At 40.7% G+C, this 18,159-nt stretch carries 13 protein-coding genes and 1 tRNA gene; 6 read left to right on the top strand and 8 right to left on the bottom strand.

Going from position 1 to position 18,159, the window contains the following annotated elements; all coding sequences use genetic code 11:
- Nucleotides 1-32: 32 nt before the first annotated feature.
- The gene (locus INQ00_RS04535; RefSeq protein WP_197547429.1) at nucleotides 33-1,124 is read right to left on the bottom strand and encodes a metallophosphoesterase; all 1,092 of its coding nucleotides are present in this window, start codon (nucleotides 1,122-1,124) and stop codon (nucleotides 33-35) included.
- 135 nt (nucleotides 1,125-1,259) lie between these two features.
- On the opposite strand from INQ00_RS04535, the gene INQ00_RS04540 reads away from it, so the two are divergent.
- The 6 genes from INQ00_RS04540 (at nucleotide 1,260) to INQ00_RS04565 (ending at nucleotide 6,442) form a co-directional block, all read left to right on the top strand.
- Nucleotides 1,260-1,589 carry a YbaB/EbfC family nucleoid-associated protein gene (locus INQ00_RS04540; protein WP_005696839.1) on the top strand — a complete coding sequence of 110 codons (330 nt, stop codon included), beginning with the start codon at nucleotides 1,260-1,262 and terminating at the stop codon, nucleotides 1,587-1,589.
- 61 nt (nucleotides 1,590-1,650) lie between these two features.
- A complete protein-coding gene (recR, locus tag INQ00_RS04545; protein WP_126470564.1) occupies nucleotides 1,651-2,253 on the top strand; it encodes a recombination mediator RecR in 603 nt (200 codons plus the stop codon).
- Between the two features lie 4 nt (nucleotides 2,254-2,257).
- Entirely contained in the window at nucleotides 2,258-4,201 is a 1,944-nt protein-coding gene (locus INQ00_RS04550) for a DNA topoisomerase III (RefSeq protein WP_197547430.1), read from the top strand.
- Nucleotides 4,202-4,317: 116 nt separating this feature from the next.
- Nucleotides 4,318-4,665 carry a preprotein translocase subunit SecG gene (gene secG / locus INQ00_RS04555; protein ID WP_070582988.1) on the top strand — a complete coding sequence of 116 codons (348 nt, stop codon included), beginning with the start codon at nucleotides 4,318-4,320 and terminating at the stop codon, nucleotides 4,663-4,665.
- A 20-nt stretch (nucleotides 4,666-4,685) separates the two neighbouring features.
- Nucleotides 4,686-4,771 (top strand) — tRNA-Leu (locus tag INQ00_RS04560).
- A 126-nt stretch (nucleotides 4,772-4,897) separates the two neighbouring features.
- Nucleotides 4,898-6,442 (top strand): PTS sucrose transporter subunit IIBC, encoded by a 1,545-nt coding sequence (locus INQ00_RS04565; protein WP_197547431.1) that lies wholly within the window; start codon nucleotides 4,898-4,900, stop codon nucleotides 6,440-6,442.
- Between the two features lie 88 nt (nucleotides 6,443-6,530).
- Here the strand turns inward: INQ00_RS04565 and INQ00_RS04570 are convergent, their stop codons facing one another.
- The 7 genes from INQ00_RS04570 to leuA form a co-directional block, all read right to left on the bottom strand.
- A complete protein-coding gene (locus INQ00_RS04570) occupies nucleotides 6,531-6,998 on the bottom strand; it encodes a hypothetical protein (protein ID WP_197547432.1) in 468 nt (155 codons plus the stop codon).
- Nucleotides 6,999-8,489: 1,491 nt separating this feature from the next.
- Nucleotides 8,490-9,122, bottom strand: coding sequence for a hypothetical protein (locus INQ00_RS04575; protein ID WP_197547433.1), 633 nt, complete (start codon nucleotides 9,120-9,122; stop codon nucleotides 8,490-8,492).
- A gap of 48 nt (nucleotides 9,123-9,170) precedes the next feature.
- A complete protein-coding gene (metH, locus tag INQ00_RS04580; protein WP_197547434.1) occupies nucleotides 9,171-12,863 on the bottom strand; it encodes a methionine synthase in 3,693 nt (1,230 codons plus the stop codon).
- A gap of 175 nt (nucleotides 12,864-13,038) precedes the next feature.
- A complete protein-coding gene (gene leuD, locus INQ00_RS04585) occupies nucleotides 13,039-13,641 on the bottom strand; it encodes a 3-isopropylmalate dehydratase small subunit (protein WP_197547435.1) in 603 nt (200 codons plus the stop codon).
- A gap of 10 nt (nucleotides 13,642-13,651) precedes the next feature.
- Entirely contained in the window at nucleotides 13,652-15,061 is a 1,410-nt protein-coding gene (gene leuC / locus INQ00_RS04590; RefSeq protein ID WP_197547436.1) for a 3-isopropylmalate dehydratase large subunit, read from the bottom strand.
- 77 nt (nucleotides 15,062-15,138) lie between these two features.
- Complete coding sequence (leuB, locus tag INQ00_RS04595; protein ID WP_070868660.1) at nucleotides 15,139-16,215, bottom strand: 3-isopropylmalate dehydrogenase; 1,077 nt, start codon at nucleotides 16,213-16,215, stop codon at nucleotides 15,139-15,141.
- 164 nt (nucleotides 16,216-16,379) lie between these two features.
- Nucleotides 16,380-17,927, bottom strand: a complete 1,548-nt coding sequence (gene leuA, locus INQ00_RS04600) for a 2-isopropylmalate synthase (RefSeq protein ID WP_070582994.1) — start codon at nucleotides 17,925-17,927, stop codon at nucleotides 16,380-16,382.
- Nucleotides 17,928-18,159: the final 232 nt, after the last annotated feature.

Raw genomic sequence — 18,159 nt, forward strand, 5'->3', positions numbered from 1 at the left:
ATAAAAGAGCGGTCATTTTTGACCGCTCTTTTTTATTTTCCTTTCACATCAATAATCACCACTTCTGATTGAGATCCTAATCGCATTGGAATGCCCCAGAAGCCATAACCAGAAGTGACAAAAACATGTGGATTGCCAATTTTTTCATGACCATAATCCAGACGATACATCATTTTTGTGATTAAACTGGCCGGGAATACTTGCCCTTTATGCGCATGCCCTGAAACTTGAATATCAAGCGGAAGTGAGGCATGTTTTTCAATATCTGTTGGGCGGTGATCCAATAAAATAGTTGGTAAGTTAGTATCCACCTGTTTTAGTAAGGTCTCGGTACTTGGTCTATCATGAGCAAGATTGTCATTTCGTCCAATAAGTACCAATTCATTATTTAACGTTAATGTTTCATCTCTTAATACGGTAATACCTGCTTTGCGGATTTCTTGATCAATTCGATCTTGGTCTCCAAATAAATCGTGATTGCCTAGTGTGGCATAAACGCCCATTGGAGCCTTGAGTTTTGCTAGATGAGGTTGCATTTTTTCGGCTAAATAAGCATTGACGTTATCATCCATAATATCGCCAGGCAATAAAATGATATCCACCTTTTCCTGCTGCATAATATCAGCTAGTTTATCCAATTCTTTCCCACCAAATAATTTGCCTAAATGGAGATCGCTGGCCATGCCAATTCGCAATGGTTTAATCGGTTTATCTAGCGTAATTTCATAATGAATAACACGGGTGACATAGGCGTTATACACACTTAAGGCAGTGATACCAATAAATAAAACGGGGTAAGTAATGCGTAAAGCGCGGTCGATTTTTGTGATGGATTTGGATTTTCGGAAAAGAAAATGAATACCTCCCACGGTGATACTCGCAAAGGCTGAAAAAAGGAGTAGCGCAAGCATTAAAGCTATAAGTCGAAATACCGTAAAAAGCTTTAAAAAATGGCAAATAACCAAGACATTAGGAAGCAAAAAGCTGACAAAAGTAATTGCTCGTCTTGCCTTTTGAGAGAGCTGTTTGTTAAGCCACCAAATCAGCGTTTTATTAAAAATATAAATCAGCAGTTGTAACAAAATAATGGCTGCCGTAAATATAAAGTAATAACGAGTTTCCATCTGCAATTCCTAAATAAAAGTGCGGTCGTTTTTGACCAAGTTTTGAAGTATTGAATAATAAATTTCTCTGTTCCCAAAGGCAAATTTTTTCGCTAAAATGCGGCTCGTTTTAGTTAATTTAAGAAGGAAAATCCAATGTTTGGAAAAGGCGGTTTAGGCGGTTTGATGAAACAAGCCCAACAAATGCAAGAAAAAATGCAAAAAATGCAGGAAGAAATTGCCCAATTAGAAGTAACAGGCGAAAGTGGTGCGGGTTTAGTAAAAATCACGATTAATGGTGCGCACAACTGTCGTCGTATTGAGATCGATCCTTCTTTAATGGAAGACGACAAAGAAATGTTGGAAGATTTAATCGCTGCCGCATTCAACGATGCTGTCCGTCGTGCAGAAGAATTACAAAAAGAAAAAATGGCTTCTGTAACCGCAGGCATGCCATTACCTCCAGGAATGAAACTTCCATTTTAATTCATCGGGTGTGTGAATCTATAGGTTCACACACCATCCATTTTCTCCCATCATAAATACTATGCAAAGCAGTCCACTTTTAGAACATCTTATTGAAAACCTTCGTTGCTTGCCGGGTGTTGGCCCGAAATCAGCGCAGCGTATGGCTTATCATCTTTTACAGCGCAATCGTAGCGGTGGGATGAATCTAGCACGTGCATTAACGGAAGCGATGTCTAAAATTGGGCATTGTTCGCAGTGTCGTGATTTTACCGAAGAGGATACGTGCAATATTTGTAACAATCCTCGCCGTCAAAATTCAGGTTTGCTTTGCGTGGTGGAAATGCCGGCAGACATTCAGGCCATTGAGCAAACCGGCCAATTTTCTGGACGTTATTTTGTCTTAATGGGGCATTTATCGCCTTTAGATGGTATTGGTCCGAAAGAAATTGGTTTAGATTTATTGCAAAAACGTCTGGTTGAAGAATCTTTCCACGAAGTGATTTTAGCGACCAATCCAACGGTGGAGGGCGATGCGACAGCGAATTATATTGCTGAAATTTGCCATCAACATAATATTAAAGTGAGCCGTATTGCTCACGGAATTCCTGTCGGTGGGGAATTAGAAACCGTGGACGGCACCACCTTAACCCACTCTTTCTTAGGTCGTCGTCAGATCGACTAATCTTATGCGCCTGTTTATTGCCGAAAAACCCAGTCTTGGGCGAGCTATTGCCGATGTATTGCCAAAACCTCATCAACGGGGGGATGGTTTTATTAAATGCGGCAATGATGATGTCGTGACTTGGTGCGTGGGGCATTTGCTCGAACAGGCAGAACCCGATGCCTACGATCCAAAATTCAAACAATGGCGTTTAGAACATTTACCTATTATTCCTGAAAAATGGATTCTGTTACCGCGAAAAGAAGTCAAAAAACAACTTTCTGTGGTGGAAAAACTCATTCATCAAGCCGATGTTTTAGTTAACGCAGGTGACCCGGATAGAGAGGGGCAGTTGCTGGTGGATGAAGTATTCAGCTATGCCAATTTATCCGCCGAAAAACGTGACGGTATTTTGCGTTGTTTGATTAGCGATCTTAATCCAAGTGCGGTCGAAAAAGCCGTACAAAAACTCCAACCGAATCGTCATTTTATTCCATTGGCTACCTCCGCACTGGCGCGTGCTCGTGCCGATTGGCTATACGGCATTAATATGACCCGTGCTTATACCATTCGCGGTCGCCAAGCGGGTTATGATGGCGTGCTTTCCGTTGGGCGAGTGCAAACACCTGTGTTAGGCTTGATTGTTCGCCGTGATTTGGAAATTGAAAATTTCCAACCCAAAGATTTCTATGAAGTGTTGGCATGGGTGAAAGACGAAAAAACGTCTGAAAATCCGACCGCACTTTTTTCTGCACTTTGGCAACCGAGTAAAGCTTGCGAAGACTACCAAGATGAAGATGGTCGCGTACTATCTTTAGGTTTAGCCGAAAATGTGGTTAAACGCATTACCGATCAACCTGCCGAAGTGACCGAATATGTGGATAAGCGCGAGAAAGAAACGGCACCTTTGCCTTATTCGTTGTCAGCATTGCAGATTGATGCAGCAAAACGTTTTGGGATGTCGGCACAGAGCGTGTTGGATACCTGTCAGCGGTTATATGAAACCCATCGTTTGATTACCTATCCGCGTTCTGATTGTCGCTATTTGCCGGAAGAGCATTTTGCTGAACGACATAAAGTGATGAATGCGATTTCGCAGCATTGTCAGACTTATCAAACCTTGCCATCGGTGGTGGATACTGAGCAGCGTAATCGTTGCTGGAATGATAAAAAAGTGGAAGCACACCATGCAATTATTCCGACTGCTAACACACGCTCGATAAATTTAAGTATTGATGAACAGCGTATTTACGAACTGATTGCGCGTCAGTATTTATTGCAATTCTGTCCAGATGCGGAATATCGTAAAAGCAAAATTACCTTGAGTATTGCGGGCGGTACTTTTGTGGCGCAAGCTCGTAACTTGCAAACTGCTGGTTGGAAAGAGTTGCTTGGCAAAGAAGACGAAGATGAAAATCAAGAGCCGTTATTGCCGATCGTGAAGAAAGGGCAGATCCTGCATTGTGAACGAGGTGAAGTGGTGAGCAAAAAAACACAACCGCCTAAACCTTTTACTGATGCGACATTGCTTTCCGCCATGACAGGGATTGCGCGCTTTGTGCAAGATAAAGAATTGAAAAAAATTCTGCGTGAAACGGATGGCCTTGGCACAGAGGCAACACGCGCAGGCATTATTGAATTGCTGTTTAAACGAGGCTTTTTGATCAAAAAAGGACGCAATATTCACAGCACAGAAACGGGGCGGATCCTCATTTCAGCTTTGCCGGATATTGCCACACAACCTGACATGACGGCACATTGGGAAGCGCAATTAACGGATATCAGTCAAAAACAGGCGAGTTATCAGCAATTTATGTTTACGCTTAATCAAATGTTGCCAGATTTAGTGCGTTTTGTTGATTTCACCGCATTACGTCGTTTAAGTCAGATTTCAAAAGGTTTAAGCACACCAGCAACGAAACGAAAAAGAGCGGTCAAAAAATCGGAAGATTTAAACGCTGAAAATTGATTAAACTTAATACAATTAATTAAAAAAAATGGGAAAGCGCTTGCGAAAAGCATGAATTTTATATAACATTTGCTCCCAGTTTTCTTGCGAAATCGCAATTTAGAGAAGAAAGAATAATGTACAATATTTTATTATTTGTTTATGTATTAATTTGTATCGCCTTAATCGGCTTTATCCTTGTTCAACAAGGTAAAGGTGCGAACGCAGGTGCGTCATTTGGCGGCGGTGCATCAGGTACTATGTTTGGTTCTGCAGGTGCAGGTAACTTCTTAACCCGTACCAGCGCAATCTTAGCAACTGGCTTTTTTGTGATTGCTTTAGTGTTAGGTAACATTAACTCTCACCGTGGCAACGTACAAAAAGGTTCGTTTGACGATTTATCTCAAACTGCTGAACAAGTTCAACAACAGCAACAACAAGTTGCTCCAGCGGTTGAAAACAAAAATAATGACATTCCGCAATAAGGAATAAAAACAGAATGAACGCTCTGGTGGTGGAATTGGTAGACACGCTATCTTGAGGGGGTAGTGGCCGCAGGCCGTGCGAGTTCAAGTCTCGCCCAGAGCACCAACTATAAACCGACTTAATCAAGTCGGTTTTTTTTCGCCTAAAATTTGTTGAGACTGCTAGTTATTATCCCCTGTTTTGGTTACAATCGGTCAATTTCTTTTTCTAAAACCCCATTAGGAGAGCATTATGAACTTCCCTCAAATTGCCCAGCAAGTGATTGATAAGCTTGGCGGCAAAGAAAACATCGCCACAGCAGCACATTGTGCAACGCGTTTACGTATTGTGTTAAACGATGAAAGCAAAGTGGATAAAGAAGGTATTGATAATATTGAAGGCGTGAAAGGGCAGTTTGCTGTCGCCGGTCAATATCAAATTATCTTCGGTTCAGGTACGGTGAATAAAGTCCATGCTGAACTTACCAAATTGCTTGGTATCGGCGATGTAAGCAAAGCCGAAGTGGCAGAAGCGGCGTCAGGCAATCAAAACTTATTGCAACGTTTGGTGAAAGGCTTAGCAGATATTTTCGTGCCAATCATTCCAGCAATCGTCGCAGGCGGTTTGTTAATGGGTATTTACAGCATGCTAACTGCTCAAGGTTTCTTTTGGGAGATCCCAAATGAATTAAGAGTTGCGTTAGCAGCTGCACAAGAGGCATTTAATTCAGTTAAAGATAGCGGTAATGCTATCGCTATTGCAGATGCTCAAAAAGCATTATCTGATGCGGCTATTGTGGGATATTCAGTAGTTGATAGATACCCAAATATCTCAGATTTAGCCTCTTTTATTAATACTATTTCTAACGCACCATTCGTATTTTTACCTGTATTATTAGGTTTTTCAGCTACCCGTAAATTCGGCGGTAATCCATTCTTAGGGGCGGCTCTTGGAATGCTATTGGTACACCCTGATTTAGCCGATGGTTGGAATTATGCTTTAACTCTTGCACAGGGTGAGATTAAATATTGGAATGTATTAGGCTTTGAAATAGAAAAAGTCGGCTATCAAGGTACAGTCATTCCAACTATTATTTCAGCTTGGGTATTGGCTACTTTAGAAAAAACCTTCCGTAAGTTTGTGCCTTCTTACTTAGATAACCTTATTACCCCATTATTCTCGCTCTTTATTGCGGGCTTTTTAGCATTTACCGTAATTGGTCCAATCGGTCGTGAAGCGGGGTCATTAATTGCATCAGGCTTAACTTGGTTATATGACACTTTAGGTTTTGTTGGTGGGGCGATCTTCGGGGCATTCTATGCACCAATCGTGATTACCGGTATGCACCAAACCTTCATTGCGGTTGAAACACAATTATTAGCTGAAATGGCAAATACAGGCGGTACCTTTATTTTCCCAATCGCCGCAATGTCAAATATCGCACAAGGTGCGGCTTGTTTAGGTGTGGCAGTGGCATTAAAAGATCCAAAAGTACGCGGCTTAGCGGTGCCATCTGGTATCTCTGCATTATTAGGGATTACAGAACCGGCAATGTTCGGGGTGAACTTACGTTACCGTCAGGCTTTCTTTGCGGCGATGATTGGTTCAGGCCTAGCAAGTGCCTTTATCGCATTCTTCAATGTAAAAGCCATTGCATTAGGCGCAGCCGGTTTCTTAGGTATCCCATCTATCAAACCGGATAGCCTTGCAATGTACAGCATCGGTATGGTGATTTCATTTGTGGTGGCATTCACGCTTTCTGTGATTTTCGTGAAACGCGCACAAGCAAAAGCATAATCGAAATAAAAAAGAAGAAGCACGAGTTTAACCTCGTGCTTTTTTTTTGGAAAAATGTGTCTAAAAATGACCGCACTTTCAGTGAGAATTAGCCTTCTCGACAATTTAACCAAGCTGTTCTCATGCCTTGATTGTTTTTGTAATACACCGAATTATGCTCACGCGCAATCAGATCCACATGGCTTCCATCAATTGGCTCATAAGAGCGATAAATCACTTCAAAGCGATTTCCGCGTGCATTTAAGGTGCGATTTTCCACATGATCAAAAGGCACCGCTTTTCCACCATCTAATTGAAAATAAATACCAAAATTATCTTTCATGCGGCTTTCTCTTGAAAGCGGGAAGTAAGTCGTTAAATAAGAATTCGAACCTGTTTCTGAATTACGGCAAGAATAGTAATAACGTTTGTAATCTTTCGGATTGTTTAATTCCGCTTGGCTAATGTTATTTTTAAGGTATCGTGTTTTAATGGTTTTCTTTGGTTGTTGTGTTGTGGTACAAGCAAACAAACCTACGAATGCAGCCGTGAGTAATGCTATTTTCAATTTATTCATCGATAAAGTTCCGAGAGTAGAGTGAATGAGAAAGGGAATATGATAGCGGAAATTGGGGATTGTGCAATATAGAAAGGGTAAAGTGCGGTTTGTTTTTGAAGTGTTTTTTAGTGAAATTAGGCACACGCTAGGAAGCGTGCGCCATCATGGGGGGAATTCTACGCATAACCGTTGGCAGAATTAATATTCAAAATTCTTTGGATTTTTTGACCGCACTTTTAGATGGGAGGCACAAGCGAGGACGCTTGCGCCATCGTGAGGGTCAAAAGTTATATTTGAATTGATGCTATAGTGTCAATTTTATCCTCTTTAATATTTTTCAAAACTCTATGAAATTGTAGTTCGTAAGAATCCAATATATCTAAAATAGAAAATTTTTCATTTTCTTTCATTTTTGGAAGATACTTAGCACCAACTACAATTGCAGAATAAGATATCATTAGATAGTCTGTTAGGTGATTAAATACAATAGAATTAATATTTTTATAATAACCTTGGTGCGATATTTTGTTTCTCATAAAGTATATTCTATATATTTGATTTTCTATTGATAGTTTAGATTTTGAAAATATCTTATCGATATTATCATTTTTTCCATCTCTTCCATCTTTTTTTTTCCATTTTTAAGAAGATCATAAATGGTTGTTAATCTATATTTTAGGTGTTCCAAGCCTTTCAGGCTATTATCTCTTACTAAGGATTCGAATAATTTCTTATTTCTCATTATTATTAATATTTTTTCATCACTTATTAGATTGTTAAATGAGTTATGTTTTATATTTAATTCTTTTTTTATTTCATCATTTATGTATATTTTATTTATAGACAATAATTTTTTTTTGCATATCTTATTTTTCTAATAATTGACATGCTATTATATATCATTGGGACATAATGAATTATATTTTCTATTATTGAGCTATTCATGTCATTTTTTTTCGTATATATAAGGACTCTATTGCAATCCAAGTGTTTAGTATTTTTTGTTCTATAGACTTCGATTCTTTCGCTAATCTAAAGTATCTAAGAGAGTTTCTGATTATTTCTATATTTTTATGGTCTAACTTATCTAAAATGCTATTTATATTTATCTCGCTGATATCTAAAAGTGATGCGTTATCCAAGTAGATATTAATTTCAGATAAATTTATATGGTATTTATTGAATTTTTTCTTCTATTATCAATGCTTTTTGTAGAATTTCTATTTTGTGTAGAATATTAACAGTGTCTAAGATAGCTAATTCTTCTTTAGCTTTTAGCAACGCATTATCATAATTTGAACTTATTTCCTTAAAAGTTAATACGTAAAAAATATGCTTTTTTCATCATTTTTCTGGTTTATAAAACTATTGAATTTTTTATCATTATTTAATTTTAAATTTGTATTTATGAATTTATCGTATGTAATTATTTTAATTTCTTTATTTTCTATTATTCTATTTGACTTGATTAGAAAGTGAATGGTAAATGTTTTTTCCTTCTCATTAAAATCATTGGTTACTTTTTAATTGTTGTTCATTAAAATCTCTTTCTCTATAATTTGATAGATTTATAAATTTCTCAGCTCTATTAAATAAATATCTATTAGACATACCTTTATTTAACAAATATGATGAAAATAATTTGCAGGCTTTATTTATTTTTTCTAGATTTCTTCTTATGTTTTTGGGGTTGTAATTGTCATCGCATATGGATTCATTTAAGTTGTCGCATATTTTTATCCAGTATAGATCTTGTTTTTCTTTGTCTAAAAATAAATTCATTATTAGTGTTAGCTTGTTTATTTCTCTATTGTTATAATTGTCTTTTCTATCAAAGTGATTTTCGAGTGTCCAAATTTCATTCGTATATATTTCTCTTGCTATGTTATCGTCTTTAAGATAGGTAATAAATTCCATGACGCTTCTATGAATATAAGGTTTAGCTCTCTCATCTTTTTCATAATGCTTAATTAGATCTATAATTTCACTTATGTAAGACAATAAACTCATTATTCTAGGTTGATAAGAAGATGGTGTATTTGAGTTTAATAGTTCTTGATATAACTCAATAAAAAAGCGAGGTCTATAATCTTCTTCAGGAAGTGGTAGTTTTTCCCAATGGGTATGTTTCAAATATTTCATATGATTCCTTAAATTAATAATGTTATAAAAATAATTTATAGATTTAATCTACTTCATCGCCACACCCAACCACTTAATCATCTCTCTCTCATCCCAACCTTTACGTTTGGCATAATCTTGAGCTTGGTCTTCATCAATGCGACCAAGTGTGAAATAGTTGCTTGCCGGGTGGGTGAAGTACCAGCCGCAGACAGAAGCTGCCGGCCACATGGCGTAGCTTTCGGTGAGTTTCATGCCGATGCGTTGTTCTACTTCAAGCAAATCCCAAATCAAGGCTTTTTCAGTATGTTCTGGGCAGCTTGGGTAACCCGGCGCAGGGCGGATGCCAACGTAGTTTTCATTGATTAACCCTTGATTATCAAATTCTTCTTGCGTGTAGCCCCAAATGCGGGTGCGTAGCTCAAAGTGTAAGTATTCCGCCATGGCTTCCGCTAAGCGGTCGCCCACAGCTTGTAGCAAGATCGCGTTGTAGTCGTCGCCTGCCGCTTTATAGCCTTCCACTAATTCCATTTCTTCAATACCCGCACAGACGGCGAACATGCCGAACCAGTCTTTTTTACCGCTTTCGCGATCCGCAATAAAGTCGCTTAAGCAGAAGTTAAATGGACTTTTGCTGTTTTTTCCACGTTCCGTTTGTTGGCGTAAGCCGTAAGCCGTACCAATTGGTTGAGTGTGTTCTTCATCAGAGAAAAGCACGACATCATCGCCTACACGTTCTGCAGGGAAAATGCCTAAAATACCGCTTGGGTTGAGTTTGTGGTTTTGCTCTAATTCATCTAAAACCACTTGCGCATCATTCCATACTTTACGTGCTTCTTCGCCGCCTTCCGGATAATCAAAGGCATCAGGATAGCCGCCCATTAAGCCCCAAATGCGGAAGAATGGTGACCAGTCGATAAATTTACGCAGTTCGGCAATTGGCACATTTTTAAATTCCACAATGCCCGTTTGATTTGGTTTTGGTGGCACATAATCTGCCCATTCACCACTAAAGCCATCAAAGCGGTTTGCACGTGCTTCTTCAATGCTCAGTTGCTTACGAAGCGGTTTACGGTTAGAGAAAGATTGCTGAATTTTCTCATAATCTTTCTTGAATTGTTCCCACAATGCCGCACGGCTTTCAGGGTTCATCAAGGTCGCACACACCGTTACCGCACGGGAGGCGTTAGAAGTATAAAATACGCCGTGTTCTTTATATTTTGGATAAAGTTTAATGGCTGTATGTTCTTTAGAGGTGGTTGCACCGCCAATCATCACAGGCAGGTTTAAGCCTAAGCGAGTCATTTCACCCAAGAAGTATTCCATCTCATCTAAAGAAGGGGTAATCAAACCACTTAATGCGATGATGTCCGCTTTTTCATCAATAGCGGTTTGAATGATTTTGTCCGCAGGCACCATGACGCCTAAGTCAATCACTTCAAAGTTATTACATTGCATCACTACGCTCACGATGTTTTTACCGATGTCGTGTACGTCGCCTTTCACTGTGGCGATCACCACTTTACCGTTGCTTGAGCCTTTTTGTTTGGTGGCATTGATAAACGGCTCTAAATACGCCACCGATTGTTTCATTACGCGTGCAGATTTCACCACTTGTGGGAGGAACATTTTACCGTCACCGAATAAATCGCCGACTACGTCCATACCTGCCATCAACGGGCCTTCAATCACATCTAACGGGCTTGGCAATGTTTGGCGAGCTTCTTCAGTATCTTCCACAATGTAAGTGGTAATTCCTTTCACAAGAGCATGTTTTAAACGTTCTTCAACCGGCCAAGTACGCCATTCAGCCACAGAATCAGCCGCACTTTCATCGTTGCCTTGGTTACGATATTTTTCCGCAATATCGAGTAATTTTTCGGTGGCATCAGGGCTGCGGTTTAATACTGCATCTTCCACAATTTCACGCAATTTAGGATCGAGATCGTCATAAATTGCGAGTTGCCCTGCATTCACAATCCCCATATCCATGCCTTGCTTGATGGCGTGATAGAGGAAGACCGCGTGAATGGCTTCACGCATCACGTTATTACCACGGAAAGAGAAAGACACATTCGACACCCCACCCGAGATTTTCGCATGTGGTAGCGCACGTTTAATCCGACCTGTGGCATTGATGAAATCCACACCGTAGTTGTTGTGTTCTTCAATCCCTGTGCCGATGGCGAAAATATTCGGGTCAAAAATGATGTCTTCCGGCGGGAAGCCGACTTGGTTCACTAAAATGTCATAAGCGCGGCTACAAATTTCGACTTTGCGATCCTCAGTATCGGCTTGACCCACTTCGTCAAACGCCATGACCACCACAGCTGCACCGTATTTACGCACCAGTTTAGCGTGTTCGATAAAGATTTCTTCGCCTTCTTTTAATGAGATGGAGTTTACAATCGGTTTACCTTGTACCGACTGTAAACCTGCCTCAATCACTTCCCATTTAGACGAGTCGATCATCACCGGCACTTTGGCTGCATCGGGTTCCGTCGCCATAATATTGAGGAAACGGGTCATGCATTTTTTGCCGTCGAGCAAGGCTTCGTCCATGTTCACGTCAATCACTTGCGCGCCGTTTTCTACTTGATCGATAGCAATTTCAATGGCTTCGGCAAATTTGTCTTCTTTAATTAAGCGTTTGAATTTCGCCGAACCCGTTACGTTATTGCGTTCGCCCACGTTCACGAACAGGCTTTCATCATCAATGTTGAGCGGCTCTAAACCCGATAAACGCATTGCCGTTTTAATTTCAGGCAATTTACGTGGCGCAATACCTTGCATGGCATCCGCAAAGGCTTTGATATGCTCTGGCGTGGTACCACAACAACCGCCGACAATGTTCACAAAGCCACTTTCAGCCCATTCTTTAAGGTGTGCGGCCATCTCTTCAGCACCTAAATCGTAGCCACCAAAAGCATTTGGTAAGCCTGCATTTGGGTGAACAGACACATAGGTTTCGCTGATTTTAGACAGTTGTTCAACATACTGGCGAAGTTCTTTCGGGCCTAGTGCACAGTTTAAGCCAAAAGTCAGTGGTTTAGCGTGACGAAGCGAGTTGTAGAACGCTTCAGTAGTTTGCCCTGAAAGCGTACGGCCGGAAGCATCAGTAATGGTGCCGGAAATCATAATCGGCAATTCCACACCTAATTCTTCAAATACGGTTTCAATGGCGAAAATGGCGGCTTTTGCGTTTAACGTGTCGAAAATAGTTTCGATCATGATTAAATCAGCACCACCTTTGATTAGGCCTTTGGTCGCTTCAGCATAGGCATCGACCAATTCCATAAACGTTACATTACGGAAACCCGGGTCATTTACATCAGGAGAAATAGAGGCTGTGCGATTGGTTGGCCCTAATACACCTGCAACAAAGCGAGGTTTTTCTGGTGTGCTGTATTTATCAGCCGCCAAACGAGCCAGTTTCGCACCTGCAAAGTTGAGTTCGTAAGCAATAGATTGCAAGTCGTAATCCGCTTGCGCAATGGTGGTAGAACTGAAGGTATTGGTTTCAATAATATCGGCGCCTGCGGCTAAATATTTCTCATGAATGGCAGAAATTAACAGGGGTTGGGTTAATGTGAGCAAGTCATTATTGCCACGTAAATCAACCGCACTTTCTTTAAAACGCTCGCCTCTAAAATCAGCCTCGGTGAGTTTGTATTTTTGGATCATCGTCCCCATCGCACCATCTAAAATGAGGATGCGTTCAGCGAGGGATTTTTTTAGTAATTCGGTTTGATTATGTGACATAGACAGCTCTTTTTAAAATCAATCAATATTGGTCGGAATAATAGGGATAAGCGTGGATACTGTCAAATAAAAGGGGATAAAGTGCGATAAAAAAATGGAATGTTTTCAAAAAGAAAGGCGGACAATGTGTCCGCCGAATGGTTAGCAATATTTGCTGTCCGAGTAAAAAAACAGATTAACGTAAAAATGCCGGAATATTTTTTTCGTATTCACTGATGGCATCTTCGTGTTGTAACGTCAAACCGATGTTATCCAAGCCGTTTAACAAACAATGACGGCGGAATTCATCCAGTTCAAAGTGATAGACTTTGTCACCTACAGTGACGGTCATCGCTTCCAAATCCACATGGATTTGTTTGCCTTCATTTGCCCACACCCATTGGAAGATTTCTCCCACTTCTTCTTCGCTTAAACGAATCGGTAACATGTGGTTATTTAAGCTGTTGTTGTAGAAAATATCCGCAAAACTTGGTGCGATCATCACTTTGAAACCGTAATCGGCTAATGCCCAAGGCGCGTGTTCACGAGAAGAACCGCAACCAAGGTTTTTACGTGCTAATAAAATGGTTGCGCCTTGATATTGTGGATAATTTAACACAAAATCTGGATTTGGCTTGGTGCCTTCTACATCCAAATAACGCCATTCATGGAATAAGTGTTTGCCGAAACCTACGCGCGTAATCGCTTGTAAAAATTGTTTTGGAATAATCGCATCCGTATCCACGTTTGCTGCATCCAATGGCACTACTAAGCCTGAAAGTTGTTTAAATCCTGCCATTTTCTGCTCCTTAGTTTAATGTTACGTCACGAATATCAACGAATTTACCGAACATTCCAGCTGCCGCAGCCATCGCAGGACTCACCAAGTGAGTACGACCGTTACGACCTTGGCGACCTTCAAAGTTACGGTTCGAAGTGGAAGCACAACGTTCCCATTCACCTAAACGGTCATCGTTCATCCCTAAGCACATTGAGCAGCCCGGATTACGCCATTCAGCGCCCGCTTCGATAAAGATTTTATCCAAACCTTCTTTTTCTGCTTGTTCTTTCACTAAACCAGAACCTGGTACCACTAAAATACGTTTTACGTTATCGGCTTTTTTGCGGCCTTTCATGACAGCCGCTGCCGCACGTAGATCTTCGATACGGGCATTAGTACAAGAACCGATAAACACTTGATCCACGGGAATCTCTTTCAAATCGGCATTCGCTTCTAATCCGATATAATTCAATGCTTTTTCTGCAGACGCACGAGTCACCGGATCGGTCATTTCTGCTGGATTTGGCACTGGCTGATCGATACCAATTACTTGGCCTGGATTTGTTCCCCAAGTTACCTGTGGTGCAATGTCTTTCGCTTCTAATGTGATGACCGTGTCAAATTTCGCATCGTCATCGGATTTTAAGGTTTTCCAATAAGCAATCGCATCATCCCAATCTTTACCTTTCGGCGCATGTGGACGACCTTTTAAGTATTCGAAAGTCGTTTCATCTGGTGCGATTAAGCCGGCTTTTGCACCCATTTCAATCGCCATATTACATACAGTCATACGGCCTTCCATGGAAAGATCACGAATCGCTTCACCGCAGAACTCCACCACATGGCCTGTACCGCCTGCCATGGTGGTTTTACCGATGATGGCAAGAATAATGTCTTTTGCGGTAATGCCTGGCGCTACTTTGCCGCGCACTTCAATTTTCATATTTTTTGCGCGAGCTTGTTTTAAGGTTTGTGTGGCTAATACGTGTTCGACTTCGGATGTACCAATACCAAATGCCAAAGCACCGAACGCACCGTGGGTAGCGGTATGAGAGTCACCACAAACGATAGTCATGCCCGGTAAGGTTAAGCCTTGTTCCGGTCCCATGACATGTACGATACCTTGTTCTTTTGTGGTCATATCGAACAATTGAATACCGGTCGCTTTTGTATTTTTTGCGAGCTCCAATACTTGAATTTTCGCTTGGCCTTCAAGTTTGTTCACATCACGTACTTGAGTAGAAATACTGTGATCCATGGTGCCGAAAGTTTTGCTTACTTGACGCACTTGACGGCCTGCCACACGTAAACCGTCAAAGGCTTGTGGACTGGTCACTTCATGGATTAAATGACGGTTAATATATAAAATCGGCGTTTCGCCTTCAGCTTCGTATACCACGTGGGCATCGAATAATTTTTCGTAAAGAGTTTTTGCCATAATTTTTCTCAATTCGTTAGAGTAGTAAGTGCGGTCAAATTTCAGGATGTTTTTAAACCGCACTTTAATTGTTTTTATTAGATTGCGTTAGCGATTAATGTACCCATTTCCGCAGTTGAAACAGGGGCAGAATCATCGGCTAAATCACCGGTACGGTGACCATTTGCTAAGACTTTTTGTACGGCATTTTCAATCGCATCAGCCGCATCATTTAAGTTGAAGCTATAACGCAACATCATTGCCGCAGAAAGAATTTGTGCGATTGGGTTGGCAATGCCTTTGCCAGCGATATCCGGTGCAGAACCGCCAGCCGGTTCATATAAGCCGAAACCTTCTTCATTTAAACTAGCAGATGGCAACATTCCCATAGAACCTGTGATCATCGCTGCTTCATCAGAAATAATATCACCGAAAATGTTAGAGCAGAGGAGCACATCGAAAGACTCAGGCGCTTTGATTAATTGCATGGTCGCGTTGTCGATATAAATATGATCTAAGGTGACTTCAGGATAGTCTTTTGCCACTTCAGTGACGGTTTCACGCCATAAGATTGAGGCTTGTAATACGTTAGCTTTATCCACAGAAGTCACGTGTTTACGACGTTTCATTGCGGCATCAAAAGCCGCACGCGCAATGCGTTCGATTTCATATTTGTAATAAACTTCGGTATCGAATGCTTTGGTTTGTGCACCTTCGCCTTCACGGCCTTTAGGCTGACCGAAATAAATCCCGCCCGTTAATTCACGCACAACCACCATATCAAACCCTTTCGCTGCAATATCTGCACGTAATGGACAGAATTTTTCGAGTCCTTTATAAAGGGTAGCTGGGCGAAGATTACAGAATAATTTGAAATGTTTACGCAATGGTAATAATGCACCGCGTTCTGGTTGTTGATCCGGTGGTAAATTTGTCCATTTTGGGCCACCTACAGAGCCAAACAAAATCGCATCAGCATCATCACAGCCTTTTAAGGTTTCAGCTGGTAATGGGCAACCACAATGATCAATTGCGGCACCACCTACATAAAATTCATTGAAGTTAAGTTTGAAACCGAATTTTTCTTGGACTTTGTTTAATACTTTAATGGCTTCAGCCATCACTTCTGGACCAATACCGTCTCCCGGTAGAACAGCGATGTTGTATGATTGCATATTGTTTTTCCTATTTCAGTCACACCAAAGTGCGGTTAATTTTCTCCCCTCTTTTGTAAAGAGGGGCTGGGGGGAGATTTTTACGATATAAAATTCACTGCAGAGGTTGATGTTACTTCTGCCAAATCTCCCCTAACCCCTCTTTGCTAAAGAGGGGGATTGGATTAATGATGTTTGTGGCTTTTAATATCAGCGACTTTATGTGCGCGATAAATGGCATTAATTGCATGAACTAAAGCAAGAGCGGAAGATTCAACGATGTCTGTTGCTAAACCAACACCATGGAATTTACGACCTTCGTGTTCAACCACGATATCCACCTGACCTAACGCTTCAGCACCTTCGCCTTTTGCAGTTAAGTTGTAGTGCGACATTTTGATATCTAAGCCGGTTAAATTCAAGATCGCATTGTAAACTGCATCGACAGGACCGTTCCCCCCAATTGACGACGTGCTTAATTTATTGCCATCCAATTCCACTTGAACAAATGCAGTTGCTGGATACTCTTTAGTGGAGTGTGCAGAAAGTTTATCTAACACTAAACGATCTTCATCCCCTTGTTGCATATCAATAAAGGCTAAGGCTTCTAAGTCATAATCGAACACTTGGCCTTTTTTGTCTGCCAATTTTAAGAAGGCTTCATACAATTTATCTAAATCGTAATCTTGTTCGGTGTAGCCCATATCTGCCATGTGGCCTTTTACTGCTGCGCGACCAGAACGTGCGGTTAAGTTCAATTTCTCTTTCTTCAAGCCGATAGTTTCTGGTGACATGATTTCGTAGGTATTTTGGTTTTTTAACATACCATCTTGGTGAATACCGGATGAATGTGCGAAAGCGTTTGAACCTACAATCGCTTTATTCGGTTGGATTGGCATATTACAAAGTTGGCTCACCATTTGGCTAACACGGTGGATTTCTTGTGTGTTGATACGTGTATCCACGCCCATAAATTCTTGACGAACTTTCATTGCCATCACCACTTCTTCAAGAGAGGTATTGCCTGCGCGTTCACCAATGCCGTTGATAGTACATTCAATTTGACGTGCACCATTTTGTACAGCGGTTAAGGAGTTAGCCGTTGCCATACCCAAGTCATTGTGGCAATGTACGGAAATCACAGCTTTATCGATATTTGGTACGCGGTTACGTACTTCAGCAATAATATTGCCGAATTGATTAGGTAAGCAGAAACCAACAGTGTCAGGAATATTTACAGTTGTTGCACCTGCATTAATTGCCGCTTCAACAATACGACAAATGTTGTCGATACCTGTACGGCCTGCATCTTCGCAAGAAAATTCTACATCGTCAGTATAATTACGTGCATGTTTTACTGCGGCTACAGCCATTTCAACCACATCGTCAAAGGTACGTTTTAATTTGGCTTCAACGTGTAATGCTGAAACTGCAATAAATGTATGGATACGAAACGCTTCTGCCACTTTTAAGGCTTCAGCTGCAGCATCAATATCTTTAATTACCGCACGGGAAAGTGCCGCAACACGACTATTTTTGATATGGCGTGCAATGGTTTGAACAGATTCAAAATCACCTTGAGAAGAAACCGGGAAACCGACTTCCATCACATCCACGCCTAGACGTTCAAGTGCTAAAGCAATCTGTAATTTCTCTTTAACGGTTAAGCTTGCTTTTAACGCTTGTTCGCCATCACGCAAGGTGGTATCAAAAATAATAACTCGATCTGTCATAGTATTTTCCTTCTTTTATTACTCAAAGTGCGGTCATTTTTACCGTGATTTTAAAACGAAAAAACCCGCAATCTTAAAAGTGCGGGTTGATAATAGATTTTTTACATAAAGGTGTTTTTTATCCACAACTTAGCCGCACAAAGAATGTGAGAGCAGGAGGTTGAGAGATAAAGAAACAACTTGGTACATAAAAAAGATAATCCTATAAAAAATTCTGTAAAACGCTGTTCAT

It is taken from the genome of Haemophilus parainfluenzae, from assembly GCF_014931275.1.
In the GTDB taxonomy this organism is placed as follows: Bacteria; Pseudomonadota; Gammaproteobacteria; order Enterobacterales; family Pasteurellaceae; genus Haemophilus_D.

What these genes read in the sequence shown, in the direction of transcription:
- leuA (WP_070582994.1), bottom strand. Translation starts at nt 17,927, where the DNA reads ATGACAGATCGAGTTATTATTTTTGATACCACCTTGCGTGATGGCGAA.
- leuB (WP_070868660.1), bottom strand. Translation starts at nt 16,215, where the DNA reads ATGCAATCATACAACATCGCTGTTCTACCGGGAGACGGTATTGGTCCA.
- metH (WP_197547434.1), bottom strand. Translation starts at nt 12,863, where the DNA reads ATGTCACATAATCAAACCGAATTACTAAAAAAATCCCTCGCTGAACGC.
- INQ00_RS04575 (WP_197547433.1), bottom strand. Translation starts at nt 9,122, where the DNA reads ATGAAATATTTGAAACATACCCATTGGGAAAAACTACCACTTCCTGAA.
- INQ00_RS04570 (WP_197547432.1), bottom strand. Translation starts at nt 6,998, where the DNA reads ATGAATAAATTGAAAATAGCATTACTCACGGCTGCATTCGTAGGTTTG.
- leuD (WP_197547435.1), bottom strand. Translation starts at nt 13,641, where the DNA reads ATGGCAGGATTTAAACAACTTTCAGGCTTAGTAGTGCCATTGGATGCA.
- INQ00_RS04540 (WP_005696839.1), top strand. Translation starts at nt 1,260, where the DNA reads ATGTTTGGAAAAGGCGGTTTAGGCGGTTTGATGAAACAAGCCCAACAA.
- secG (WP_070582988.1), top strand. Translation starts at nt 4,318, where the DNA reads ATGTACAATATTTTATTATTTGTTTATGTATTAATTTGTATCGCCTTA.
- INQ00_RS04535 (WP_197547429.1), bottom strand. Translation starts at nt 1,124, where the DNA reads ATGGAAACTCGTTATTACTTTATATTTACGGCAGCCATTATTTTGTTA.
- INQ00_RS04550 (WP_197547430.1), top strand. Translation starts at nt 2,258, where the DNA reads ATGCGCCTGTTTATTGCCGAAAAACCCAGTCTTGGGCGAGCTATTGCC.
- INQ00_RS04565 (WP_197547431.1), top strand. Translation starts at nt 4,898, where the DNA reads ATGAACTTCCCTCAAATTGCCCAGCAAGTGATTGATAAGCTTGGCGGC.
- leuC (WP_197547436.1), bottom strand. Translation starts at nt 15,061, where the DNA reads ATGGCAAAAACTCTTTACGAAAAATTATTCGATGCCCACGTGGTATAC.
- recR (WP_126470564.1), top strand. Translation starts at nt 1,651, where the DNA reads ATGCAAAGCAGTCCACTTTTAGAACATCTTATTGAAAACCTTCGTTGC.